Here is a 24,613-nt window from a genome sequence, read left to right as displayed (position 1 = left end):
CTCACCTCCTCAGATCGGGACACCCCAGGGACGGGACTCGAACTCGAGGCGATCGGCATCGGCCCGCAGGAGGCGGGCCGCCGTCCGATGCGCCTCGACCGACGGCGGGGACGGCGTCCAGTACGGCGTCCGCGCGGCCAGGCTCGCCGCAGTCTCCTCCTCGCGCCGCGCGAGTGCGTAGAGCTGCTGGCACAAGGCGGTCACGACGTCGGGGGTCCAGCGTCCTTCGGTGATGATGCTCATCTGATCTCCCGGAATGAGGGGTCGTGCTCAGATGATCCGTGGCCCCGTTGCACGGGCGTTGCAGCTGGCTGCAACGCCCGTCCGGGGGGTCATACCTCGACCGGTACTCCGATGAGTGATCCGTACTCGACCCATGAACCGTCGTAGTTCTTGACCGATGGCTGGTCGAGGAGTTCATGCAGGACGAACCAGCTGTGCGCGCTGCGCTCGCCGATCCTGCAGTAGACGACGATGTCCGGGGCGGACTCACTGCCCGATCCCAGTGAGAGTCCGGCGCCGGCGTACAGCGCGCGCAGCCGTTCGTCGGTGAGGAAGGTGCCGTCGTCAGCCACGGCCTGCGACCACGGCACGTTCACCGCTCCGGGAACGTGGCCCGGGACCTGCGGCTGCTCCTGGGGAGAGTGCGCCGGGGCAAGGATCTCGCCAGTGAACTCCGCAGGCGACCGGACATCGAGGATGCTGTCCCGGCCGATGGCGGCGATCACGTCGTCCCGGTAGGCGCGCAGACTCCCGTCCGCGGGCTGGGCCTGGTACGACGCCGGGCGTGGAGAGCGCTCGCGCACGGTCGGCGCATCGGTCAGCACCCGCCCGTCGAGCTCCCAGCGCTTCGTCCCACCGTCGAGCAGGCGCACGTCACGATGACCGTAGAGCTTGAAGTACCAATAGGCGTACGCCGCGAACCAGTTGTTGTCCCCGCCGTACAAGATCACCGTGTCGTCCGGCGTGACCTGGTGCTTGGTCAGCAACTGCTCGAACGCGTCCTGGCCGATCAGGTCACGGCGGATCGGGTCCTGCAGATCGGTCCGCCAGTCGAGTGCGAGCGCACCCGGGATGTGCCGATCGGCATGCGCCTGGCTGTTCTCGTCCACTTCGAAGACCACCACGGCGGGGTCGTCCAGCTGCTTCTCGAGCCAGTCGCCGTCGACCAGCACGTGCTCTCGCGCCATCGTTCCTCCTCATTAGTTAGTGCACTAACTATTAGCCTACGCATGATTGGTACACTCACTGTGTGGCCGCAGCGAAAATGAGACAGACCGACCAGAACCCGCTGGCGCTCGAACACCAGGTCTGCTTCGCCCTGGCGATCGCCTCGCGCACCGTCATCGCGCTGTACCGGCCGGTCCTCGAGCCGATGGGGCTGACCCACCCGCAGTACCTGGTCATGCTGGCGCTCTGGGAGTTCGAGCCCGTCTCGGTCAAGGACCTGTCCGGCATGCTCCAGCTCGAGCCGGCGACCTTGTCCCCCTTGCTCAAACGACTCGAGACCGCAGGCCTGCTCCGCCGCGACCGCGACGCCAGGGACGAGCGCTCCCTCGCCGTCGCGCTCACCGACAAAGGACGGGCCCTCCGCAAGGAGGCCCTGAAGGTGCCGCCGGCCATCGTTGACCGCCTCGGCATGGACATCGACGAGCTGATGCAGCTGCACGAGCGACTGACCCGGGTGATAGCCGCCGCCAAGGACCCCGCCTGACCCAGAATGTGGGCATGACCGAGCTTCCGTCCGAGTACCACCGCAGGCTTCCGTACGGCGAACGCATGTCCGCCGAGCCCTTACTGGGCGCGCCGTTCTTCCCGTTCGAGGGAGACGTCGAGGTGGTTCGCCTCGCTGACCCCGTCCTGCCGGAGCCGCCGCGAGCGGGTGAGGACGGTGGCCGGCCGTGCGCGAAGTGCGCGGATCCGGAGGGGTTCGTGATCTGGCGGGACGAGCAGTGGCACCTCAAAGCCGGGTTCGAGGCCAGTGGCCTGCCGTTCGTGGCGGTGCTCGAGCCGCGGGAGCATTACCGGCTGGACAACCTGCCGGCCGAGCTGACTGCGACGCTGGGGCCGATGATCCAGCGGGTGGCGAACGCGATCCGGCGCATCGACAGTGTGGGGCGAACGCACTTCAACCGATGGGGTGATGGCAGCGAGCACTTTCACCTGTGGTTCCTGGCGCGCCCGCTCGGGATGATGCAGATGCGCGGCGCGATGATCGCGGCCTGGGACGACATGTTGCCGAAGGTTCCGGACGCGGAGTTCGCCGCGAACGCACGGCTGGTCGCCGCCGCCCTCGCTGAGGACGGCGGCGAGCCGATCGGAGCCGGGCTACCAGACGCCGAGTGAGCGGGGCCGCGCGGGCGGCTCATCCGGAGTGACCTCAGCCGGTGGCCAGCGTGAAGATCCGCAGGTCGCGGTTCTTCGGAAGAATGATGCTGACCGGAGTCTTGGTCAAAGCCAGCGGTGCGGTGGCGAAGATGTGCGTGGTGACGTTGTCCCGTCCCCCACCGGACTCGTTGCGGTACGGCGTGGTCGCGACGATCACGTTGCCGTAGTGAACCGTGTCGCCGCCCCCACCGAGTGTCCAGTCACTGAAGGACAGGTCGATCTGCTCGGTGCTGCCGTCGGAGTAGTTGAGCGTCGCGCTCGTCTGCTGGTTACCGTTGACCGCACTGCCGACGAACGACAACTTCGTCGTACCGGCTGGGAGATTCAGGTTGAGCAGCTGACCGTCGGCAGGGACGTTGTCGGGGTCACCATCGGCGACATCGGGCCACGTGAGGCTCAGGCCCTGCACGGTGCTCACACCACCCGGCGTGAGTCCGGCGGCTGCGAGTGCCTGGCGTGAATAGCTGACGCCACCGCCGTCGTAGTCCGCCTCGGTGTGGTCACCGGCGTCGTCAGACATCGCCACGCCCTCGCGGAGCACGAAGAACGAGTTCGGCTGGCCCACGACCACGGTGAAGCCCACCTGCGGCAACGTCGTACCGTCTGCCGCCTTCAGCGACACGGTGACCGGGTAGCGGCCGTCCGGCGTACCGGCGGGCGCTGTGATCGTCACCGGTGCGCTGCCGACCTGGTCGACCTGGAAGGTCCCGCTTGCTGGTGTCACCGCGAGACCTGCCGGCGCATTGACGGTGTAGGTCACGTCCTGCGCGGTGCCACTGAGCCGGTGCGCTTGGATGGCGACCGGTGCGCTGGTCGTACCGGGAGCGACAACCATCCGGCTCGTGTCGGTCGAGGTCTGGAACGGAATCTCACCGGTGCGCCATGACGGCGGTGCGTCCTCGGCCGCTGCGCCCCACGCTGTGTTGGGCTGGGTGCTCAAGACAAAGTCCAGCGTCCCGCCGTGCTGCACGAAGGACTCCGGCAGCCAGGGCTTGGTCGTCGTACGCCCGTTCACCTTCAGGGCCTGCACGTACGGCGCGTCCGCACCGGGAGCGTTGATCCGGATGGTCCGGCCGCCGTCGCGGTGGATCACGGCGCGCGGGAACAGCGGCGCCGCGACCTGCAGCTCCGCACGGCTCGGCACGTCCGGGTAGAGCCCGAGCGCGGTCCACACGTACCAGGACGACATCGCGCCCAGGTCGTCGTTGCCCGGGATACCGCCGGTGCCGGTGTTCCACAGCTGGTTCAATGCCTGCCGCAACGTCTCCTGCGTCGTATACGGCCGGCCGGTGTAGTTGTAGATCCACGGTGTGTTGATCGACGGCTCGTTGTCCATCTCGGCGTGCAGCTCGCCCGCACCGGTCAGCGCCCAGGTGCCATCCGGGTTCTTGAAGAACGCGTCCAGCCGCTGGTTGGCCGTGTCCACGCCACCCATCGCGTCGACCAGGCCGGCGCGGTTGTGCGGGATCATCCAGGTGTATTGCGCACTGCTGCCCTCGGCGAACCCGTCGTATGTGGACGGTGTGAAGCCTGGCCACGCGCCGTTCTCGTCGCGGTTCTGGATGTAGCCGCCGTTCTCCGGGTTGAAGACGTTCTGCCAGTACTGCGACCTGGCCAGGAAGCGCTGGTACGTCGTCTTGTCGCCGGTGCGCTGCGCCAGTTGGGCCAGTGCGAAGTCGGCGGTCACGTCCTCGAGTGTTTCGACCGCACCGCCCCAGGCGTTGGACTTGGTCGGGACGTAGTGCAGTGCGAGGTACTTGTCGAGTGAGGGCCGCTGTCCGATCGACATGACTGGTTTGCCGGCCGAGCTGAGGTCCTTCGCGGTCGGGACGGTCGCCGCCTTCACCAAGGAACGCAGTGCGGTCCGTGCGTCGAAGTTGGTTCCGCCGAACGCATAGATGCCGGCCACTGCCGGTGCCGACGGGTCGCCGGTCATCACCGCCGTACTGCCGGCGGCGTGCGTCCAACGGTCCCAGATGCCTCCGTTCTGCGAGGCCTGGTTGAGCAACGACTGCGCGATGTCACCGGTCCTCGAGGGCTCCAGCAGTGTGAGTAGTTGCAGTTGCGACCGGTAGACGTCCCAGCCGGAGAAGGTCGCGTACTGCGCTTGCTGTCCGTGGCTCAGGTAGTGCGGCTTCTGGTCGAATCCCCAGTACTGACCATTGACGTCACTGAACACGTTCGGATGCAGCAGTGCGTGGTAGAGCGCGGTGTAGAAGGTGGTGCGTTGGTCTGTGGTGCCGCCGGTGACGTCGATCCGGCTCAGCTGCTGTCGCCAAGCCTGCTTGGCTTTCGCGGCCGTCACAGCGACCGACGTACCGCGCGGGTTCTCCGCGCGCAGGTTGGCCAGGGCGTTGGCCGTGCTCACGTAGGAGATGCCGATCCGCATCGTCACCTTGTCGCTGTCGAAGCCGACGTACCCGCCGGAGCCCTTGTTCGCGGGCATCCAGCCGTCAGTCCCGTACGTCGTACCGCCGCGGGCACTCGTGCTGCCCTGAGTGACTGTTGTGTCGGTCCAGGTGCCCTGCTTCTTGAAGGGCTGGTCGAACTCGGCGACGAAGTGCATCGTGTAGTAGCTGCGCTGGCCGACGCTGGCGAGATAGCCGCAGAAGTTGCCGCTGGTGACCGATCCGCTGACTGTGCGCTTGGCGGGGTCGATGCTGAGCTCGGCGTCACTCGAGCCGACCTCGGAGTTCGACGTACGGAAGAGCAGGCTCTTGGCTTTGCCGGCCGGGAAGGTGAAGACGGCGGACCCGGTGCGGGTGGTCGCAGCCAGCTCGGCGGTCGCACCGGAGTCGAGGCCGACCTTGTAGTAGCCCGGCTTGGCGACCTCGTTGGCGTGGTTGAACGAGCTGGCGTACACCTCGTCCTTCGCGTCCGTCTGCGGCGAGGTGGTGACGTCGCCGACGTACGGGAAGATCGGGATGTCCCCCGATCCGCCGGCACACCCGGTCCCACTCATATGCGTCAGGCTGAACCCGCGAATCTTGGTCGCCGAGTACAAGTACCCACCGGGCGCCGCGGTCCGGTACGCATTTCCCCGACTCGTCTCCGGACTGAACGAGAACATCCCGAACGGCTGCACCGCTCCCGGGAAGACGTCACCGAGATTCGACGTACCGATCAACGGATCAACATGCTCGGTCGGATCCGCGGAAGCTGTGGTGATCCGTCTGCTCCCGACGCCGTCCGGCGCGCGCAATCCCGCGACCGCCGGATCAGGCGGCGGTGCGGTCGTCGGATGGCTGGTGCCGCCACCAGGCGCCGGGCTGGGGATCGCCTGGGCCGTGGGAGCGGTCGCGGCGAGGAGAACTACAGCAAGGACGGCGGACAAACGCATGGGCGGCCAACCTTCGACGTCGGAACGGGGCGATGTGACATCGTTGTCAGCAACAAATACCCGGCTACCGAGCGCACGTCAAGGACTACCGAAGGTTCCGGAACCTCAACGGTCTTTGGCCGGCCACGGCGAGTCGGCCGGGCGCAGGGTGTCGAAGCCGGGGCCGTTGAGGGCGGTCCAGGCGGCCAGGGAGCCCATCACGAGGGTCGGGTTCTGGAGGTGGCCGGCCAGGACGGCGCCGACCACGTCGATCAGCGGAGCCCAGACGGTTTCCATGTCGGCCTCCTCATGGAGGCGGTCGTAGGACTCGTCGGCGGGTGACAGGTCGCGGGCCAGGAAGATGCGGATCGCCTCGGTGGTCATGCCGGGCGAGGTGAAGGCGTCGACCAGGATCCGCCAATCGGCGGCCTTCGTCCCGGTCTCCTCCCACAGCTCACGCTCACCACCGAGGCGGTATTGCTCTCCTTGTACGTCGAGCAGCCCGGCCGGCGGCTCGAGCAGCCGGTAGCCGACCGGGTGCCGGTACTGGCGCACCAGCAGCATCCGGTTGTTCTCGTCCAGCGCGACCACTCCGACAGCGCCCGGATGTACGACGACATCCCGCACGAACGAATCGCCACCCGCCGGCTCGACCGTGTCACGCCGTACCGAGATCACTCGACCGGTCTCGTGCACGACCTCTGACGAGGAGACCGGCCAAGCCTCGCGGACGTCGGCCAGTCCGGCACCGAACCGCAGTTCGGGGTGCTCCTTCATCGAGCTTTGACCGCGGTCTTGCCGGCGGCAGCCTTCTTGTCCGACGGCTCCTCGACCGGCAGCCGGGACTCGCGCTGACGGACCAGGGCCGCCGCGATCAGGCCGGAGAACAACGGGTGCGGCTTCGTCGGCCGGGACCGCAGCTCCGGGTGCGCCTGGGTGGCGACGAAGTACGGGTGCAGCGAACGGTCCAGCTCGATGAACTCGACCAGCTCGTTGTCCGGCGACAGTCCGCTGAACACCAGGCCGGCCGTCTCCAGCTTGTCCCGGTACGCGTTGTTCACCTCGTAGCGGTGCCGGTGCCGCTCCTGCACCGACGGAGCGCCGTACAAGCCGCGGACGATCGAGCCGTCGGCCAGGTTCGCAGGGTAGAGACCGAGGCGCATCGTGCCGCCGAGGTCTCCTGAGCCGGAGACGATGTCCTTCTGCTCCTCCATGGTCGCGATCACCGGCTGCTCGGCGTCCGGGTCGAACTCGCTCGAGTTCGCCTCCACAAGGCCGGCCAGGTCGCGGGCGACCTCGATCACCATGCACTGCAGGCCGAGGCACAGCCCGAGGATCGGGATGCCCTGCTCGCGGGCGAACCGGATCGCGCCGATCTTGCCCTCGATGCCGCGGACGCCGAACCCGCCCGGGATGCAGATCGCGTCGACGTCGCCGAGCAGCCGCGCGGCCGCCTCCGGCGTGGCGCACTCATCGGACGCGATCCAGCGCAGGTTCACCCGGGCGTCGTTGTCGAACCCGCCGGCCCGCAGCGCCTCCGCCACCGACAGGTACGCATCCGGGAGGTCGATGTACTTGCCGACCAGCGCGACCGTGACGTCGTCCTTCGGGTGGTGCACGACCCGGAGCAGCTCGTCCCAGCGGGTCCAGTCGACATCACGGAACGGCAGGTTCAGGCGGCGGACGACGTACGCGTCCAGACCCTCGGCGTGCAGCACCTTGGGGATGTCGTAGATCGACGGCGCGTCGGGAGCAGCGACCACGGCCTCCTGGTCGACGTCGCACATCAGCGAGATCTTCCGCTTCACACCATCCGGGATCGGCCGGTCGGAGCGGCAGACGACCGCGTCCGGGGCGATACCGATCGAGCGCAGCGCGGCGACCGAGTGCTGGGTCGGCTTGGTCTTCAGCTCACCGCTCGGGGCGAGGTACGGGACCAGCGAGATGTGCAGGAAGAAGACGTTGTCCCGGCCGACGTCGTGCCGGACCTGGCGGGCCGCCTCCAGGAACGGCAGCGACTCGATGTCGCCGACCGTGCCGCCGATCTCGTGCAGTACGACGTCGACGTCGGAGCCGGCCATCGCCAGCATCCGCTCCTTGATCTCGTTGGTGATGTGCGGGATCACCTGCACGGTGTCGCCGAGGTACTCACCGCGGCGCTCCTTGGCGATCACGCTGGAGTACACCTGGCCGGTCGTGACGTTGGCGACCTGGGACAGGTCGCGGTCGAGGAAACGCTCGTAATGGCCGATGTCCAGGTCGGTCTCGGCGCCGTCGTTGGTGACGAACACCTCGCCGTGCTGGAACGGGTTCATGGTGCCGGGATCCACATTCAGATACGGATCCAGCTTCTGCATGGTGACCCGGATGCCCCGTGCCGTCAGCAGACTGCCGAGGCTTGACGCGGTCAGCCCCTTGCCGAGGCTGGACGCCACACCACCGGTGACGAAAACGTGCTTGGTCTGCTGGAGATTCGAAGCCCTGTCCACGGGCCTTCAGCCTACCTCTTGTCAACCCCTGGTCGCGACGAGACCCGCGTAGATGTCCAGCAGATTCTTCGCCACGGCGTCCTCGTCCGGCCATCTGGCGGCCAACTCCCGGCCCCTCGTCCGCATAGCGTTCGCCGTCCCGGGCTCCGCCAGGACCGCCCGGACTCCGTCGGCGAGACCGTCCGCATCACCGGGAAACGCGAGTACAGCGCTGTCTTCGACCAGCTCAGGTACGCCGCCGACCGCGGTCGCCACCACCGGTACGCCGACCTGCATCGCCTCCTGGATCACCAGGGCCCGGGCCTCCCAGTGCGATGTGAGCAAGAACACATCGGAAGCACCCAAGAGGTCGGCCACGTCGGACCGGTGTCCGAGCAGCCGCACCGACAGCCGCTCGGCGTCGATCCGCGCCTGCAGGTTGTCCCGCAGCGGCCCGTCGCCGACGACCACGAACACCGCGTCCGGCGTGGACTCCTGCACGCGCGCCGCGACGGACAGCAGCGTCGGATAGTCCTTCTGCGGCGCCAGGCGGCCGACTGTGAGCACCAGCGGCTGGTCGTCGAGGCCCAGGGCCCTACGCACCTCTGCCGCCGACGTACGGGCCTCTGGGACCGCAGGCGCCGCTACCGGGGCCAACTGAGCGTTGCGCGCGCCCAGGCTCTTCGCCAGGTCCACCAGGTCGCTAGACGCACCTAGAGTCAGGTCCGCTCCCTTGGCGACGAGCCGCTGCCCTAACCGCATCACGAGGCCACGTGGTCCGGGGGCGATCACCGCGTTGTGCCAGCTCACCACGAGCGGCCGGAGATGCGACCGGTCGCGGAGCGCTGCCATGCCGGCGCGATAGCCGTGCGCATGGATCACATCCGACCCACGCAGCGCCGCGGCCTGCGCGACGATGGTGGCCGCGCCGAAGTCGAAATGCTCGGCGGTGCCCGGCGGCGCGCACACGACCACCTCGTGCCCAGCGTCAACGAAGCGGGGTACGAGCGACGCGACGTGCTGCCCGATTCCGCCGCGCGACTCGGCGAGCAGCAGCCCGATCCTCATTTCAGCTCCCGACGTAGCAGTGCGCGGGCATCCGCGCGGTCCAGGGCAAACACGACAACGGCGTACGTGATGACCACAGCCAAGCCGGACAGCAGCGAGAACACGACCGCCGCCCATACTCCGGCGTCTTCGGCGGGCAGGGCGACTGCCCAGCCCGCAGCACCTGCCAGCACGGCACCCACCAGCGAGGCCAGCGCAGCCCGCGGGAGCCCGGCCAGCACAGCGGACCCTGCCTGTCGTGCCAGCACCGCCAACAGAACTACCGCTCCAGCCACCATGCCAACCGACATCGCCGCCGCCAGCGCCGGAACCGCATCCCACTGGCTTGTCAGCACGACACCGGATACCGCAACCAGCACCCAGGCGGCAGACGTCACCACAGCCACTTCGCGACCAGCGTGCCGTGCGTAGAGCACCCGGCCCACATGCATCAGCACCGCGAAGCCGATCGCAGCAGGGGCGAACGCGATCAATCCGTTGCCCAGTGACGACGCCTGGGTCTCCTGCACCGCGCCATCGTCGTACGCGAAGATGCGCGCTACCGGGACCGCTGTGCCGACCAGCAGCGCGGCTCCCGCGCCACCTGCCAGCATGACTGCGCGCGTGGATGCAGCCGCGTAGACATCGAATCGCTCCCCCGAGTCATAGGCCGCGGCGAGTCGCGGGAACACCGCCGTGGTGATCGGCACCGCGAGTACGGCGTACGGCAGCAGGTAGACCGCGTTGGCCCAGGTGTAGACCGCGATGCTGCCGGCCACACCTCTGTGGTTGGCCAGGTACGTCGTGACCACGAACGTGAGCTGTTGCGCGACGAGAACCGCCAGTCCGGCCAGTGCGAGCCTTCGGAGCACCGGACCGACGCCCGGGTCCAGCCGCAGCGTCGGCTTGATCGGCAACCGCAGGAACAGCATCGGCACCAGCACAGTCAGCGCCAGCGCGGCGACTCCGGCCGTGGTCCCCCAGGCCAGCAGATCGGTGGCACCACGGGCGGCGGTGTCCGCATCCGGCGCGGCTGCCGCGAACAGGAAGTAGGTCGCAACGACGACCAGGCTCGAGATCAGCGGAGCCCAGGCGCCGGCCCCGAAACGCTTGTGGGATTGAAGAACCGCCGTCGCGATCACGGCGAGGGCATAGCCGAACACCTGCGGCACGAAGATCATCAGCATCCGGGTCGCCGTCGCCGCCGAACCACCGCAGTCCGCACCCGGGTCCAGCATCGCGTCGGTGTAGCTGGACGCCAGCAGCCAAGACAGCAAGGCGAACGGCGCCAGCAGCAGGAAGGACCAGGACAACAGCGCGCCGATGATGCGCCCTTGCGCCGCCCGATCGCCCCGCGCCACCGGCCCGGCCAGCACCGGAATCACCGCGCCGGCCAGCGCCCCGCCGGCCACAACCTCGAAGAGGATGTTGGGCAACTGATTCGCCGTGGTGTAAGCCTCGGCGAGACAGCCGGCCCCGACGGTCTTCGAGAAGACGAGCCACCGCCCGAAGCCGACCACACGGGCGAGCACAGTCACCCCGGCAACGAGCAGAGCCGCTTGCGCTACGCGCGCTCCGGCGCTCGGCCGCCCGGCCGAGCCGTCCGCGCTCACCTGGGTCGTCGGCCCCACTGGTCGATCTTGTCCAGGACCGGCGTCTCGGCGATGACCTTGGTGAAGCTGACCTTCTCGCTGGCCAGGTTCAGCGCGATGACCGCGCCGAGGACCAGCGTCTTCAGCGGACGCGGGAGAGCGGCGGCGAGCGCCGTACCGGTGATGGCGCCGAGGCCGTTCGCACCGCAGTCGCCCAGCATCGAACGCTCACCCAGGTCCGACGGCGCGGACGCCGCGGCCGCACCGACGACCGCACCGGCCGGGCCGCTCACGACGGCGAGCGGCGCGTTCACCGCGGTGACCGCCTTCAGCGCACGGCCCGGGCGCAGGTCGAGCAGGTTGGTCAGGTTCGCGGTGCCGGCGATCAAGGCGCCGTCGGCAACGATTCCGGCGACCGCCTGCACGCCGCGCGACTTCCGCGGCAATAGCGCCGCGGCGGCCAGACCGGCCGCGCCGACGCCGAGGATCTTCACCGCACCGCTGGTCACCTCACCGCGCTTCAACGCCGTGAGGTGTCCGCGGAAACCCTTGGCCTGCGTGTTCCCGCGCAGATCGTCGTACGCTCCGACCGCACCCGACACCGAGCCCGCGAGCAGCGCGGCCGCCTTCACCTTGCCGTCGGATTTCGACGCCGCGACACCGGCCAGCGCGCCGAGCACGGCGACCGGCCCTTCCAGCAGCGTGACCGGCTCGCCACGGTGGTTGGTCCGCTCGAACGGCTGCCGATTCTCCTTCGGCAGCTTCTCCGCGGCGCGTTCGAGCGCGGCGGTGGCGGCTGCCGCGACGGCAGCGCTGAGAATTCCCACGTCAGTTGTCCTTCGTCTGTACGGCCGAGGGCGCGACGCCGTTCTTCGCGTCGATGGCGCCGTACTGCCCCGCCTTGCCGCCGGCCTGCTCGACCAGCGCGAAGACGATCGTCGCCCGTCCGGCGGGGAGATCGGCCACGTCCACCGAAGAAACGATCTTGGTGGCCTCGGAGTCACTCCGCAAGGCCTTGATCAGGCCGCCGTTCTGCGCGCTCTCCGGCGTACCGGCGACGACGACCCCGCCGCTGCCCTGGTCCAGCCCCTCGATGAAGTCGACCGCGTCGTTGTACGTCGAGTTGTCCGGCGCCGGTGTCGGCGGCTTGGCGGCCACCACGACGATCAGGCTGCCCCGGTCCTTGATCTGCGACGGCTTCAGCGACAGCAGCTTCGCACCGGTCAGCCCGCCGAGGATCTTGGTCGAGTCGGTGTCCGCGGCCTTGCCTTCCTCCTTGGCCGCGACGCCGCGGGCCAGGATCAGGCCGGCCCGCTGGTACGCCGTGCTGTCGGTGGGGAACTGGATGTCCGGCGTGACCAGCTGGGTGACGAGGGACTCGACCAGCTGGCGCTGACCGGCGTCGAAGAGCTTCGCGTCCAGCGCCACCTTGGTGGTCACCTGACCGCCGGCCCGCTCCAGCTCGTCCTGGATCGAGTTCGTCAGGTCGTTGTCGGCGTTCGGCATCGTCACGACCACGATCTTCTTGCCGATCAGCTTGCCGTCGGTCAGGCCGGCGGTGACCTTCGCGACGTAGTCGTCGCGGTACTTGTCCAGCGCCTTCAGGTCGCTCAGCTGCTGCCGCGTGTCGGCGAGTTGCTGGCGGTCCCGCTCGGCCTGGCTCGCGACGATCTCGCTGCCGGTGCCCTTCAGCGGGCCGGCGCCCAGCACCACACCGGCGCCCAGGGCGAAGAAGATCGCCACGATCGAGACGATGTGGTAGCGAAAGTCGATCACGTGAACAGCTCCCGGATCCAGTAGACGAAGTCGCTCCAGCGCGCCCGCAGGATCGACCAGAGCACGTCGTCGGCGCCGATCGCGACCAACGCCATGCCGAGTGCGAAGAGACCGGCGACGGCCAGCGCGACCACCTGAAGCGTCGACACCCGGCTGCGGTACAGCCGGCCGACGCCCTTCGCGTCCACCAGCTTGGCACCGACCCGCAAGCGGGTGATGAAGGTGCTCGCCATCCCGGGGCGCCCCTTGTCGAGGAACTCCACCAGCGAGTTGTGGGTGCCGACCGCGACGATCAGAGAGGCGCCCTTGGAGTCGGCCAGCAGCATCGCGACGTCCTCGCTGGTGCCGGCGGCCGGAAACTCGATCGAATCGACGCCGAGCCGTTCCAGCCGCTCCGAGCCGGGCGCGCGGCCGTCGCGGTAGGCGTGCACGACCACCTCGGCACCGCTCTTCAGCGTGTCGTCCTTCACCGAGTCCATGTCGCCGACGATCAGGTCGGGGACGTAGCCGTTCTCCACCAGGGCATCGGCGCCGCCGTCGACCCCGATCAGCACCGGCCGGTACTCGCGGATGTACGACCGCAGGGCGACCAGGTCCTCGCGGTAGTCGTACCCGCGGACCACGATCAGCACGTGCTTGCCGTCCATCGGCGTGTGGATCTCGGGCACGCCGACGCCGTCGAGCAGCAGGTCGCGTTCGCGCCGGATGTATTCCAGGGTGTTGGCGGTGAAGGCCTCGAGCTGGGTGGACAGTCCGGAGCGGGCGTCGTCCATGAGTTCCGCGACGGTCTTGCTGTCCTGCGAAATCCCCTTGGCGACGACTTCCTCGCCCCGGTACAGCGAGCCCTCGTTCAGCCGGACCTGCTCGCCCTCGTGCAGGATCGAGAAGACCTCACGGCCGACCCCGTCGACCAGCGGGATGCCGGCCTCGACCAGGATCTCCGGGCCGAGGTTCGGGTACCGGCCGCTGATCGAGTCGGCCACGTTCACCACCGCGGAGACCTTGCAGTCGACCAGCGCCTCGGCGCTGACCCGGTCCAGGTCGACGTGGTCGATCACCGCGATCTCACCTGGCTTCAGCCGTTTGGTGAGATTCTTGGTACGACGATCGAGCCGGACCACTCCGGCGATCCCGGGCAGTTCAGTAGGGCGTGCTCTCCGCAGGCTGGGCAGTTTCATCGCGCTCTCATCCTGCCATGTCAAGAGCCCCTTCCCGGTTCATTTCCCCGGGCTGCGCCTTGTTCACGCACTGAAATATCAGTAACTGTGCGTCAAATCATCCTTTCGAACGACGTGGAACCGGGTTCAGCGCTTCTTTCGCTTGGGTTTGTCATGACGTTCGGCGGCCAGTGCGAGCAGTTCCTCGGCGTGCGCTTGCGCGGCGTCGGAGTTCTCCAGGCCGGCCATCATCCGGGACAGTTCCTTCAGCCGGGCCTCGTCGTCGAGTGCGACCAGACCACTCGTGGTGACCGAGCCGTCGTCGCTCTTCAGCACCACCGCGTGACGGTCCGCGAACGCGGCCACCTGCGGCAGGTGCGTCACCACGATCACCTGCGCCTTCTCCGCCAGCCGCGCGAGCCGCTTGCCCACCTCGACCGCGGCCCGGCCGCCGATCCCGGCGTCGATCTCGTCGAACACCAGCGTCGGCACCGGATGCGTGTCGGACAGGATCACTTCGAGCGCCAGCATCACCCGGGACAGTTCACCGCCGGACGCGGCCTTCTGCAGCGGGCGGGCCGGGCTCCCCGGGTTCGCCGCGAAGCAGAACTCGACCTCGTCGATCCCGAATGGTCCGGCCGTCGTCTCGTGCACCTCGACCGACAGCTTTGCGTGCGGCATCGCAAGGCCGGTCAGCTCCTCGGACGCCGCGACACCGAGCCGTTCGGCCGCTTCGATCCGGGCGTCTCGCATCTTCTGGCCGAGATCGGCGAGCTTCGCGTCCAGCTCGGCCAGTTCGGCGGTCAGGTGCTCGACGCGCTCGTCGCTTCCGTCCAGCTCGGCGAGTCGCTCGGCCGACCGCTTGGTCCAGTCGATGACCTCGTCCACAGTGCCCTGCTCAGCGCCGTACTTCCGAACCAAGTTGGTCAGCAGTGCCCGCCGCTCGCTCACCACGGCGAGCCGGGCCGGGTCGGTGTCGATGTCGGCGGCGTACGACGAGAGCTCGCCGGCCAGATCGGCCGCGAGATAGCCGAGCTCGCCCGCGCGGTCGGCCAGTTCGGCCAGCTTCGGGTCGTGCTCGCGCTCCGCGTCCAGCACCTGCTTGGTCAGAGCGAGCAGCCCGAGTACGTCGTTCGGCCGGGTGGAGTCCCGGTCTTCCTCGGAGGCCAGTGCGTCGGCTGCCGTGGTGGCCGCGGTCCGCAGGCCATCGGCGTACGCGAGACGCTCCTCCTCGGCGGCGAGCTCGGTGTCCTCACCCGGCAGCGGCTCGGCCTTGGCGACCTCGTCCAGGCCGAAGCGCAGCAGATCCGCCTCGGCGAGGCGATCGCGTTGCCGCGTGGTGAGCTCGGTCAGCTCGGCCTCGACCTCACGGTGCCGCTTGTAGGCGGCGGCGTACTCCTGGAGTGGCACGAGCACGGGCTTGCCGGCGAACGTGTCCAGGGTTTCGCGTTGCCGCGCGGGCTGCAGGAGGCGCCACTGATCGGCCTGGCCGTGGATCGCGACCAGGTCGCCCGCCACCTCGCCGAGGACGGACACCGGGACGGACGCGCCACCGAGGAACGCGCGCGAGCGGCCCTCGGCGGAGAGCTCGCGGGCGATCAGCAACTCGTCGTCGTCCAGCTCGCCGCCGCGATCCTCGGCCTGCTGGACGATCGACTTCGGTACGGCGCTGGCCCGGCCCTCGACCCGCGCCCGGCGGGTGCCGTGCCGCACCAGGCCGCTGTCGGCACGGCCGCCGAGCAGCATGTTCACCCCGGTCACGACCATCGTCTTGCCGGCACCGGTCTCCCCCGTCACAGCGGTGAATCCCGGGTCGAGGTCCAACGTCGCGTCCTCGATCACGCCCAACCCGGTGATACGGATTTCCGAGAGCATGGTCTAGTTTCCGTTTCCGTTGCGTTTGCGCTCGGCGGCACCGCGCCAGCCGAGCACCGGGAGATCGAACTTCGCCACCAGCCGGTCGGTGAAGGGCGCCTCGTGCGCCCGGGCCAGCCGGACCGGGGTCGTGCCGCGCCGCACCTGGATCTCGGCGCCGGGCGGCACCTCGACCATCCGCCGGCCGTCACACCACAGCACCCCGCGGCCGTGCCAGTTCCGGACCAGCTCGATCGACAGCTGCGACGTCGGCGCCACCACGATCGGCCGCGAGAAGAGTGCGTGCGCACTGAGCGGCACCATCAGGATCGCCTCGACCTCCGGCCAGACGATCGGACCACCGGCGGAGAAGGAGTACGCCGTACTCCCGGTGGGAGTCGCCACCACGACGCCGTCGCAGCCCCAGCGGGACAACGGCCGGTCGTCGACCTCCACCAGCACCTCGAGCATCTTCTCGCGGGCCGCCTTCTCGACGCTCGCCTCGTTCAGCGCCCAGGTGTCGAAGATCAGCTCGTCGTCGAGCCGCACCTCGACGGCCAGCGTCATCCGCTCCTCGACCTTGTAGCTGCGATCGACCACCACCTGGACGATCCGCTCCAGGTCGTCGACCTCGGCCTCGGCCAGGAACCCGACGTGACCGAGGTTGACCCCGAGCACCGGCGTACCGTGCGGGCGGGCCAGCTCGGCGCCGCGCAGGATCGACCCGTCGCCGCCGAGCACCATGATCAGCTCGACGTCCAGGGCGGCCTTCTCGTGGTCGTCGACGATCTCGACCGGGTCGAGCTTGAGTGCCTCGGCCTCGCCGCCGAGCAGCCTGACCAGCAGCCCGGCATCGGTCAGCAGCCGGTGCGCGTCCCGCGCCACCTCGACCGCCTGCTCCCGGCCGGTATGCGTCACCAGCAGCACGCGCCGCGGCTCGTGCTCAGCCACGCTGCCTCCTACTCACTGTGGACCCTGCTCAATGGCGGTCTGAAGCATCGTCTCATCGAGAGCAGACGCATTCCGGCGTATCCACAGGAAGTATTCGACATTTCCTGACGGACCAGGCAACGGACTGGCCGCGACACCTTCGATTCCCCAGCCGAGCTCCTGTGCCTTGGCCGCTACTCCGCGTACGGCGTCGGCCCGCAGCTCCGGGTCCCGGACGACCCCACCCTTGCCGAGCCGCTCCTTGCCGACCTCGAACTGCGGTTTCACCATCAGCACCAGCTCACCCTCGGGTTTCACGACGCTGATCAGAGCCGGCAGGACCAGGGTGAGCGAGATGAAGCTCAGGTCGCTGACGACGAGATCAACCTGTTCACCGCCGATGGCGTCCAGGGTGAGCGTGCGCACGTTGGTCCGGTCCATCACGGTGACGCGCTCGTCGGTCTGCAACGCCCACACCAGCTGGCCGTATCCGACATCGACGGCGATCACGTGGGCTGCCTCGTTGCGGAGCAGTACGTCGGTGAATCCGCCGGTGGACGCACCCGCGTCGAGCGTTGTGCGTCCCTTGACCTGGACGCCGGGGAACGCCTCGAGCGCACCGATCAGCTTGTGCGCGCCGCGGCTCGCGTAGCCGGGGTCGTCGGCCTCGGACGTGTCGACGACGATCGGTGCGTCCGCGCCGACACCGGTCGCGGGCTTGGTGGCCACCGTTCCGGACACCTTCACCTTGCCGGCCGCGATCAGCTCGCTCGCGTGCTCACGGGACCGCGCGAGATGACGCCGTACCAGCTCGGCATCGAGCCGCGATCGCTTGACTCCCTTGGCCACTGCAGCCTAAGCGCGATCGCTGTGCTCGGCGTCCGCCTCCACCAAGGCACTCTGCAACCGCTCATGCAGGTCCGCATACACCTCGGCATGCTCACTGACCGGCCGCTCCCGCAACTCCCCCAGCCGTCCCATCGTCTCCTCCACCAAAGGATGCCCCTGCTCCTCATCCTGTGGCGCGGGGTCCTCCGGCTCGTCCTGGGGCGCGGGGTCCTCCGGCTCGTCCTGGGGCGCGGGGTCCTCGGCGCTCTCCGCGATGAACGAGTGCTCATGCTCCTGGCCCGGCGCCCGGGCGAACTCCGGCCCGAACTCCACCTCCGCCGGATCCACGTGCGCGTGCTCGTCGCCGGCCGACTCGTCAGCCGGCGTGTCCACCTGCTCCGCGGCGGCTTCGCCGTAGCCGGTCCCGGTCGGCTCGTCCAGCGACGCCTCGAAGGCCGCTTCGGTGTCAACCTCGGCCGACTGCTCGGCGTACGAGGTGTTCTGCGGGCCGGGTTCGGTGTCGTAGTCGGGCTCGTTGGGGGACTCTTCGGACGGGTACGGCTCGAAACCCGGCTCGACGTCGGGGTCGACGTCCGGGGGGAACTGCTCGCCAGGGTGCTCGGTCACGTCACGCCTTCTTCGCCGTCTTCTTGGCCGCGGCCTTCTTCGCGGCCGCCTTCTTCGCGGGAGCCTTCTTGGCGGCCTTCTTCGCCGCCGCCTTCTTGGCAGCCTTCTTCGGCACCGGCGCCGACCAGTCGTCGTCGTCCTCCAGCGCGTCACCGACGGACGCGGCAGCCGCGGGTGCGGCACCGGCGCGGGCCTCGGCGAGCTCGCCCTCCAGCGTCTGCACCCGCCGGGTCAGCGCCGCGACCTCCTCGGAGCGGACGAATCCGAGCCGCGCGACCGCGCCCTCGACCTCGTTCGTCACGATCGCCTGCAGCAGGTGACGGTTGCTCTTGCTGGTGGCAACGATCTCGTCGGTCAGCTCATTCACTCTGGTGGTCAGGCCGGTCGTCAGCGTGTCCGCGCCGGTCTGCTGCAGCAGCGCCTTCGCGGCCGCCTGGGCCTTCTGCCGGGTGACCTCGGTCAGTCCGCTCGCCAGTTGCACGTAGCCGCGCAGTGCGTCCAACACCATGACTGCCTCCTCGCTCGTTCCAGCAACGGTATCCCCTAACCCCCGCAACCCCACCCACCCCCGCCCGCACCCCGCTCGCACCCCCGCCCGCGACCCGCGCGAACCCTCCATCTCAGTGGGCATCCCCTGAGATGGAGGGTTGCCCCCTCAGATTCTCAGTGGGCAACCCTCCAACTCAGGGGGCAAGCTTGGCTACTTGTCGAGGCCGACCCGGTGGAGGGCGGCGTCGAGGGCGATGGTGCCGGGGGCCGGGGCGGGCTTGGGGAGCGGGCGGCGGGTGCGGCCGGCGGTCTTGGCCGGCTTGGCGGCCGGTTTCGCCGGCGCGTCGACGGCTGCCCAGACCGCGGACAGGATCGCCCGCAGACCGTCGTACGGCTCGCCCTCGCCCTTCACCGACACGGCGTTGTCCACGACCTCGGCGGTCCAGCCGACGCACGTGTGCCGCGCGCCCTCGACCGTCACCCCGGGATGCTTCTGCGCCAACGCGCTCAGGTCGGCAGCGATGTACGTCGGCCGCTGGTTCTTCGGCGCCCGTGCCAGATCGTGCGCGTCATTCACCCCGGTCGCCACCCACAGACTCGCGATCCCGACCGCATGCGCGCCGGCGATGTCGGAGTCCAGCCGGTCCCCGATCATCAACGGGCGTTGGGCTTTGAGCCGCTCGATGCTCGTCTCCAGCAACGGCGGCTCGGGCTTGCCGGCCACGACCGGATCGACGTCGACGGCAGCCCGGATCGCCTGCACCAGCGTCCCGTTCCCCGGCGCCTTCCCGGCCGCGGTGGGAATCGTCAGATCGAGGTTGGTCGCGAACCACTTCGCGCCCTCGTGGATCGCGTGCGCGCCATCCGCGAGCATCACCCAGTTCACGTCGGGGTGAAACCCTTGGACGACGGCCACCGGGTGCGCATCGCTGCTTCGTACGGCGGTCAGTCCGTACTCCTCCAGCGCCGTGTACAGCCCCTCACCACCGACCACCAGCACCGGCGACCCCTTGGGGAACTCGCTCGCGATCAGCTTCGCCGCCGCCTGCGCCGACGTCACCACGTCCTCGGCGATCACATCCAGCCCGAACGACGCGAGGTGCTCGGCAACAATCCGCGCCGGCCGGCTCGCGTTGTTGGTGATGTACCCGATCCGCATGCCTTCCTTGGCAGCTTTCCGCAGGTTCTCCGGCGCGTCCGGTACCGGATCCGGACCGACGTACACGACACCGTCGAGATCCAGCAGCGCGACGTCGTACCGGCCGGCGAGGGGTTCATCACACGCCGAGAGCGGAGCGGGCGCATTCCGTTCCGCGCTCATGCTTCCCGCCGTACGATTCCGGCCATGCCATCAAGCGGGCCGGACTCGAGGGGGAGCATCCTGCGGCTCGACCCGCTGCGCGCGTGGCGCTTCGTGGCCGGCAAGGTGAGTGCGCTCGGCGCCGTCACGTCACCGCCGTACGACGTGCTGGAACCCGCCATCGTCCGGCGGCTGACTGACTCTGATCTCCATAACATGGTGAGGCTCATCCTTCCACGCGATCCGGACCTCGGTCCCGGCCGGTACGACGAACCCGCGCGACGGCTGGCCGGGTGGCAACGCGACGGTGTGGTGGTGCAGGACCAGAGGCCCGCGTTGTACGTGTATGAGCAGCAGCTGGGCAACGCCGTACTGTGCGGACTGGTCGGCTCACTCGGCCTGGACCCGGCCCGGCGCGTGGTGCTGCCGCATGAGGACGTGATGCCGCACTGGGTGGACGACCGCCTCGAGCTTATGAAGGCCACGGACGCCGACCTGGAGCCCATCCTGCTCGCGTACGGCGATGGTGGCGCGGCCAGCGATGCAGTAGATGACGCACGCTCCCGTGAACCGTGGGTCGTAGCTGACACGTACAACGGCGCGCACCACCGCATCTGGCGGATCGATGACCCTGCGACGCTAGCGATGATCGCGACCGAGCTGGCCAGGCACGAGGCCCTGATTGCGGACGGCCACCACCGCTATGCGGCGTACCTGGAACGTCAGCGGCGTGAGCCGGGCCGCCAGAGCGCAGAGGTCGGTCTGGCCATGCTGGTCGACTATGACCGGCATCCACTCACGCTGGACCCGATCCACCGCGTCATACCGGGGCTGGACCTAGCCATAGTGCAGTCGCGTACGCCGGAGGGCTGGCAAGTGCTGCCTGGTCGAGTGGAAGGCGTACCGGACCGGATAGCGGTGACAGATGGGGCTAGCTGGGTGACGTTGCGCTCTACGTACGGTCAGGAGGCGCCGACCGTGTCACTGCTCCACGACGTACTACTGCCGGCGTGGGGCGTGGTTGAGGGAGACATCAGCTTCCACCACACGCTTCAGGACGCTCTGGCGCTGGCCGGGCCTCAGCAAGCGGCTGTGGAGCTCGTGGCGCCCCGGATGGACCAGGTACTACGGTCGGCCGCGCAAGGCGACGTACTGCCTCAGAAGGCGACGTCGTTCGGTCCAAAGCCGCGGGTGGGGCTGCTGTTCCGGACGCTCTGAGCTGTCAGGGCCGGTGGTAGAGGCTGAGGAACTCCTCGCGGAGAGGCTTGCGGGCCGCCCGGTGTCGCTCTGTGAGGCGCCCGAGGGTGAAGGAGAGCTCTGGATCGTCCTGCGCCGCGGCGTCCGCGGCCATGGCAGTCAGAGTGTCTGCCGCGGCGCAGTGGTCCTGGTGCTGGCCGAGCAGCTCCTGGTACTTGGCTGCTTGGGTTGCGGTGGCTTTGGCTTCGTCACCGAGGACGGATGCGCTGGTGTCGGCGGCGTACCGGACGCGCTTGGCCAGCAGCCGCACCTCGTGCCAGTCGTCGTCGGCGGTCCAGGGCTTCAGCTTGCCGGCTGCTTGGGTGAACTTGAGGTTGGCGGTGTCCAAAAGCTCGGGCAGGACCTCGCCGCAGGGTTGACTGGCCTTGGGCTTGAGGTCAGGCGCAGCGGCAACGGCTTCAAGGGTGTTCAGCAGGTCCGAGGTGGTCTCTCCCAAGACCACGTCGCCCGATCGAGCCACAGCCCGGTCGAGTCCGACGGTCAGCGTCGTGAGGATCGTGTCGACGTGCTCTTCGTCGTCCTCGCTGTTCGCGGTCTCGCGAACCAGCGCGGCGATCACTTCCAGGTCCCGGGCCTCACCACAGGCCTGCGCCAGCGCGGCCAGGTCACTGCGCAGCTCGTCGGCCCAGTCGCCCGCGAGCAGCTTCCGGAACAGCTTCAGATCACTCCGCAACCGCCGGCACGAAACCCGCACCTGGTGGATTGCGTCGTCCTCGGCCTTCTCCACCATCAGGACCGCGCCCTGCAGCCGGGCAGCACCCTTCGCGAGGGCGCCGCCCAACAGCGCGCCGACCGGAGCCTCCGCCGACAACGGCCCAGCCCAAGGACCTACGTTCTCACCCATCGGCCCCATTCTCCCTGCTCCAGGTGAACGCGACGATCACTCGAGCGAGCCGACCTACTCCTTGCCCTTGTCAGCCCCGTCCTCAGCGGCGACCTCGTCGTCAGCTACGTCAACAATCTCATCCGCGTCCTCGTCGTCCTCGTCCGCATCAACCTCGTCTGCGGCCTCGTCGATTTCGTCGGCAGCCTCATCGGCCTCGTCTGCGATCTCGTCGGTTTCGTCGAGGCCCTCATCGGCATCGGCGTCCTCGTCGTCAGCTACGTCGACGTCCTCGTCCGCCTCGTCAACGATCTCGTCGTCAGCGTCGTCGATCTCGTCCGCGGCCTCGTCAGCCTCGTCGGCGATCTCCTCGGCCTCGTCGGTGGCCTCATCGGCGTCGTCGTCCACCGGCTCGAAGTACTCGTCGTCGACGACTGTGTCGTCGTCCTCGTCGAGGTCGGTGAACTCGAGGCCTTCGAGAGCGGCGGCGCGTTCGGCAGCTCCGGTGACACCGTCGGCGTCGGAGCCGGCCGCCCGGTGGAACCAGACCAGCGCGTCCTCCGTACGTCCGGCCGCCTCGAGTGCGTCGGCGTACGCATAGCGCAGGCGCGGCAACCACTCGGCCCGCGTCCGCTTCGTCAGCGCCGGCACCTCGAGCGTCTGGATCGCCGCCGCGGTCTGCCCCAGGTCGCGCCGCGCGCCGGCCTCCACGATCAGCAGCTCGATCTGCGTCGCCTCCGACAGCTCGTTGACGTGCTTGTCCCGCGTCAGCGCCAGCGCCTTCTCCGGCCGCCCGAGCGCCCGCTCGCAGTCGGCCATCATCGCGAGCACCTCATGGTTCCCGGACATCCGCCGGACCGCCCGGAACTCCGTCAGCGCCTCGTCGTAATGCTCAGCCAGGTACGCCGTGATCGCCACAGCCTCCCGAATGCCGCCCAGTCGCGCAGCCAACCGCCGTGCCGTACGGGCGTGCTGGTACGCGCGCTCCGGGTCGTCATCGAGGAACCGCCCGGAGGCGACCAAGTGCTGCGCGACCAGGTCAGCGAGGGTCCGCGGCAACGACCGCAGCTCAGCCTTCACCGATCGATCGAGCTCAGCCCCGGTGATGCCCTCCGGAATCGCCGGGTCATCCCGCCGCGGCCCAGCCTTCTCCTCGACCCGATCGTCCCGCCGAGGCCCACCACGCCGGTCGTCCCGACCGCCACGCTCATCACGCCCCGACCGCTCGTCACGTCGGTACCCGCCGCGGTCGCCACCGCGCTCGTCCCGCCGGAACGCTCCACGCTCCCCGCGCGCAGGCCCACTCCCGCGAGCCGAACCACCCCGGACCCCATCCCGAGCCGGCCGCTCATCCCGACCCCGGTCATCCCGCTGGTACCCAGTACGCTCGTCCCGCCCCGGCCGTTCATCCCGCCGGTACCCACCGCGGTCGCCGCCACCAGAACGCTCATCGCGCCGGTATCCACCGCGGTCATCGCCACCGGAGCGCTCGTCACGGCGGTAGCCACCGCGGTCGTCGCCACCGGAACGGTCATCACGCCGGTAACCGCCGCGGTCGCCACCACTGGAACGCTCGTCCCGCCGGTATCCACCGCGGTCATCGCCACCGGAGCGCTCGTCACGGCGATAGCCACCGCGGTCGTCGCCACCGGAACGGTCATCACGCCTGTAGCCACCGCGGTCGCCACCACTGGAACGCTCGTCCCGCCGGTAACCGCCACGGTCGTCGCCGCCCGAACGGTCGTCACGGCGATATCCGCCTCGGTCGTCGCCGCCGGAGCGCTCGTCACGGCGGTAGCCGCCACTGGAGCGATCATCGCGGCGGTAGCCGCCACGGTCGTCGCCTCCGGAACGGTCGTCGCGACGGAAGCCGCTCTCGTCCCGCCGGGGACCGCCGCGACCCGCGCTCTTGCGGTCATCGCGTCCGTCAGTACGCCGCGGACCACCGGAGCGGTCGTCGCGACCGGCACCACGGCCGCGGTCACCCCGCTCGTCGCGGTCTCCACGACCGGACAACTGCCCGCGGAACGGATCCCGCTCAGCCTTGTCATTACCCCGCGACCCGGCGTACCCACGCCTGTTGTCGTCGCGATCACCGGACCGCTCATCACGCGAACCGCCGCGCGGTCCACCCGTCCGCGGCCCGTCACCACGACCGGAAGGCCCCCGGTAACCACCGGACGACTGCCCGCCGCCAGATCCACCCCGTCCACCGGCGCCACCAGAGCGTCCAGCACCACCAGGCCCAGAACGCCCAGCGCCCCCGGAACCGCCAGAACCGCCGGACCGGCCGGCGCCCGCACCGGAGCGCCCGCCACCAGAGTTCGGCCGCCCGCCACCAGAGTTCGGCCGTCCACCACCAGAGCTCGAGCGTCCGGAACTGTAGCCCGAACGACCGCCCGCGGAGTCAGACCGGCCGCCACCAGAGCGACCGGAACCTCCGGCGCCACCGGACGACCCACGACGGTCCCCGGAGCCGGAGTGAGAATTGCGAGGTGGCGTAGCCACGGTGACTCCTAACGATGCTGTGCAGACGATGCTGTGGTGCGGTAACCGCCCAAACCTACCGCCACCCACGCCGTGCAGCCTCATCGAGGCCGTCGGACGTGACGGTGCCGGCGGGCGATACACCACGTGATGGTGCGGGCCGAAAAGGTCCGGACAAATGTTAAGGGCCACCCCTTGCGGGGTGGCCCTTAACAGTGTGAATGTCCGGCGGCGTCCTACTCTCCCACGACCTCCCGGTCGCAGTACCATC

22 protein-coding genes are annotated in these 24,613 nt (G+C 69.2%); 3 read left to right on the top strand and 19 right to left on the bottom strand.

Features of this window, described 5'->3' with window-relative positions; genetic code table 11:
- Positions 1–9: 9 nt before the first annotated feature.
- Together ACZ3HV_RS36650 and ACZ3HV_RS36645 are read right to left on the bottom strand one after the other, a co-directional pair.
- Positions 10–243, bottom strand: a complete 234-nt coding sequence (locus ACZ3HV_RS36650; protein ID WP_465691356.1) for a hypothetical protein — start codon at positions 241–243, stop codon at positions 10–12.
- A gap of 89 nt (positions 244–332) precedes the next feature.
- Entirely contained in the window at positions 333–1,190 is an 858-nt protein-coding gene (locus tag ACZ3HV_RS36645) for a sulfurtransferase (protein WP_465691354.1), read from the bottom strand.
- A 62-nt stretch (positions 1,191–1,252) separates the two neighbouring features.
- Here ACZ3HV_RS36645 and ACZ3HV_RS36640 point away from each other — a divergent pair, with 62 nt between their 5' ends.
- Together ACZ3HV_RS36640 and ACZ3HV_RS36635 are read left to right on the top strand one after the other, a co-directional pair.
- Positions 1,253–1,714, top strand: a complete 462-nt coding sequence (locus tag ACZ3HV_RS36640) for a MarR family winged helix-turn-helix transcriptional regulator (RefSeq protein WP_465691352.1) — start codon at positions 1,253–1,255, stop codon at positions 1,712–1,714.
- A gap of 14 nt (positions 1,715–1,728) precedes the next feature.
- On the top strand, positions 1,729–2,346 hold the full coding sequence (locus tag ACZ3HV_RS36635) for a hypothetical protein (protein WP_465691351.1): 618 nt from the start codon (positions 1,729–1,731) through the stop codon (positions 2,344–2,346).
- A gap of 34 nt (positions 2,347–2,380) precedes the next feature.
- On the opposite strand, the gene ACZ3HV_RS36630 is transcribed toward ACZ3HV_RS36635, so the two are convergent.
- From ACZ3HV_RS36630 to ACZ3HV_RS36565, 14 genes are all read right to left on the bottom strand, one after another.
- Positions 2,381–5,728: a GH92 family glycosyl hydrolase gene (locus ACZ3HV_RS36630; RefSeq protein WP_465691350.1), complete on the bottom strand. Its 3,348-nt coding sequence runs from the start codon at positions 5,726–5,728 to the stop codon at positions 2,381–2,383.
- Positions 5,729–5,833: 105 nt separating this feature from the next.
- On the bottom strand, positions 5,834–6,484 hold the full coding sequence (locus tag ACZ3HV_RS36625) for an NUDIX domain-containing protein (RefSeq protein ID WP_465691348.1): 651 nt from the start codon (positions 6,482–6,484) through the stop codon (positions 5,834–5,836).
- On the bottom strand, positions 6,481–8,196 hold the full coding sequence (locus tag ACZ3HV_RS36620; protein ID WP_465691347.1) for a CTP synthase: 1,716 nt from the start codon (positions 8,194–8,196) through the stop codon (positions 6,481–6,483). Before ACZ3HV_RS36620 ends, ACZ3HV_RS36625 begins: the two co-directional genes overlap by 4 nt.
- 21 nt (positions 8,197–8,217) lie before the next feature.
- Positions 8,218–9,243, bottom strand: a complete 1,026-nt coding sequence (locus ACZ3HV_RS36615; RefSeq protein ID WP_465691345.1) for a glycosyltransferase family 4 protein — start codon at positions 9,241–9,243, stop codon at positions 8,218–8,220.
- The gene (murJ, locus tag ACZ3HV_RS36610; RefSeq protein ID WP_360368162.1) at positions 9,240–10,853 is read right to left on the bottom strand and encodes a murein biosynthesis integral membrane protein MurJ; all 1,614 of its coding nucleotides are present in this window, start codon (positions 10,851–10,853) and stop codon (positions 9,240–9,242) included. Before murJ ends, ACZ3HV_RS36615 begins: the two co-directional genes overlap by 4 nt.
- On the bottom strand, positions 10,832–11,641 hold the full coding sequence (locus ACZ3HV_RS36605) for a hypothetical protein (protein WP_465691342.1): 810 nt from the start codon (positions 11,639–11,641) through the stop codon (positions 10,832–10,834). Before ACZ3HV_RS36605 ends, murJ begins: the two co-directional genes overlap by 22 nt.
- Before the next feature lies 1 nt (position 11,642).
- Positions 11,643–12,590, bottom strand: a complete 948-nt coding sequence (locus tag ACZ3HV_RS36600; protein WP_465691341.1) for a copper transporter — start codon at positions 12,588–12,590, stop codon at positions 11,643–11,645.
- Positions 12,587–13,768 carry a putative cytokinetic ring protein SteA gene (steA, locus tag ACZ3HV_RS36595; protein ID WP_465691339.1) on the bottom strand — a complete coding sequence of 394 codons (1,182 nt, stop codon included), beginning with the start codon at positions 13,766–13,768 and terminating at the stop codon, positions 12,587–12,589. Before steA ends, ACZ3HV_RS36600 begins: the two co-directional genes overlap by 4 nt.
- 126 nt (positions 13,769–13,894) lie before the next feature.
- Positions 13,895–15,622 (bottom strand): DNA repair protein RecN, encoded by a 1,728-nt coding sequence (recN, locus tag ACZ3HV_RS36590; RefSeq protein WP_465691337.1) that lies wholly within the window; start codon positions 15,620–15,622, stop codon positions 13,895–13,897.
- Positions 15,623–15,625: 3 nt separating this feature from the next.
- Complete coding sequence (locus ACZ3HV_RS36585) at positions 15,626–16,552, bottom strand: NAD kinase (RefSeq protein WP_360368147.1); 927 nt, start codon at positions 16,550–16,552, stop codon at positions 15,626–15,628.
- Positions 16,553–16,564: 12 nt separating this feature from the next.
- A complete protein-coding gene (locus ACZ3HV_RS36580) occupies positions 16,565–17,380 on the bottom strand; it encodes a TlyA family RNA methyltransferase (protein WP_465691335.1) in 816 nt (271 codons plus the stop codon).
- 6 nt (positions 17,381–17,386) lie between these two features.
- Entirely contained in the window at positions 17,387–17,986 is a 600-nt protein-coding gene (locus ACZ3HV_RS36575; RefSeq protein ID WP_465691333.1) for a hypothetical protein, read from the bottom strand.
- A gap of 1 nt (position 17,987) precedes the next feature.
- On the bottom strand, positions 17,988–18,494 hold the full coding sequence (locus ACZ3HV_RS36570; protein ID WP_465691331.1) for a phasin family protein: 507 nt from the start codon (positions 18,492–18,494) through the stop codon (positions 17,988–17,990).
- A gap of 192 nt (positions 18,495–18,686) precedes the next feature.
- Positions 18,687–19,796 (bottom strand): HAD-IIA family hydrolase, encoded by a 1,110-nt coding sequence (locus ACZ3HV_RS36565; RefSeq protein WP_465691329.1) that lies wholly within the window; start codon positions 19,794–19,796, stop codon positions 18,687–18,689.
- Between the two features lie 24 nt (positions 19,797–19,820).
- Here ACZ3HV_RS36565 and ACZ3HV_RS36560 point away from each other — a divergent pair, with 24 nt between their 5' ends.
- Positions 19,821–20,993, top strand: coding sequence for a DUF1015 family protein (locus ACZ3HV_RS36560; protein ID WP_465691327.1), 1,173 nt, complete (start codon positions 19,821–19,823; stop codon positions 20,991–20,993).
- 4 nt (positions 20,994–20,997) lie between these two features.
- Here ACZ3HV_RS36560 and ACZ3HV_RS36555 read toward each other — a convergent pair whose 3' ends face one another.
- From ACZ3HV_RS36555 to ACZ3HV_RS36545, 3 genes are read right to left on the bottom strand one after another with little or no spacing between them, the layout of a single operon-like run.
- A complete protein-coding gene (locus ACZ3HV_RS36555) occupies positions 20,998–21,876 on the bottom strand; it encodes a CHAD domain-containing protein (RefSeq protein WP_465691325.1) in 879 nt (292 codons plus the stop codon).
- Positions 21,877–21,930: 54 nt separating this feature from the next.
- Entirely contained in the window at positions 21,931–22,935 is a 1,005-nt protein-coding gene (locus ACZ3HV_RS36550; RefSeq protein ID WP_465691323.1) for a hypothetical protein, read from the bottom strand.
- A complete protein-coding gene (locus ACZ3HV_RS36545) occupies positions 22,932–24,317 on the bottom strand; it encodes a hypothetical protein (RefSeq protein ID WP_465691321.1) in 1,386 nt (461 codons plus the stop codon). Before ACZ3HV_RS36545 ends, ACZ3HV_RS36550 begins: the two co-directional genes overlap by 4 nt.
- Between the last annotated feature and the right edge of the window lie 296 nt (positions 24,318–24,613).

It is taken from the genome of Kribbella sp. NPDC020701 (assembly GCF_055562215.1).
Note: the sequence above shows the minus strand (reverse complement) of the source record. Positions and strands in the feature narration are given on the sequence as shown.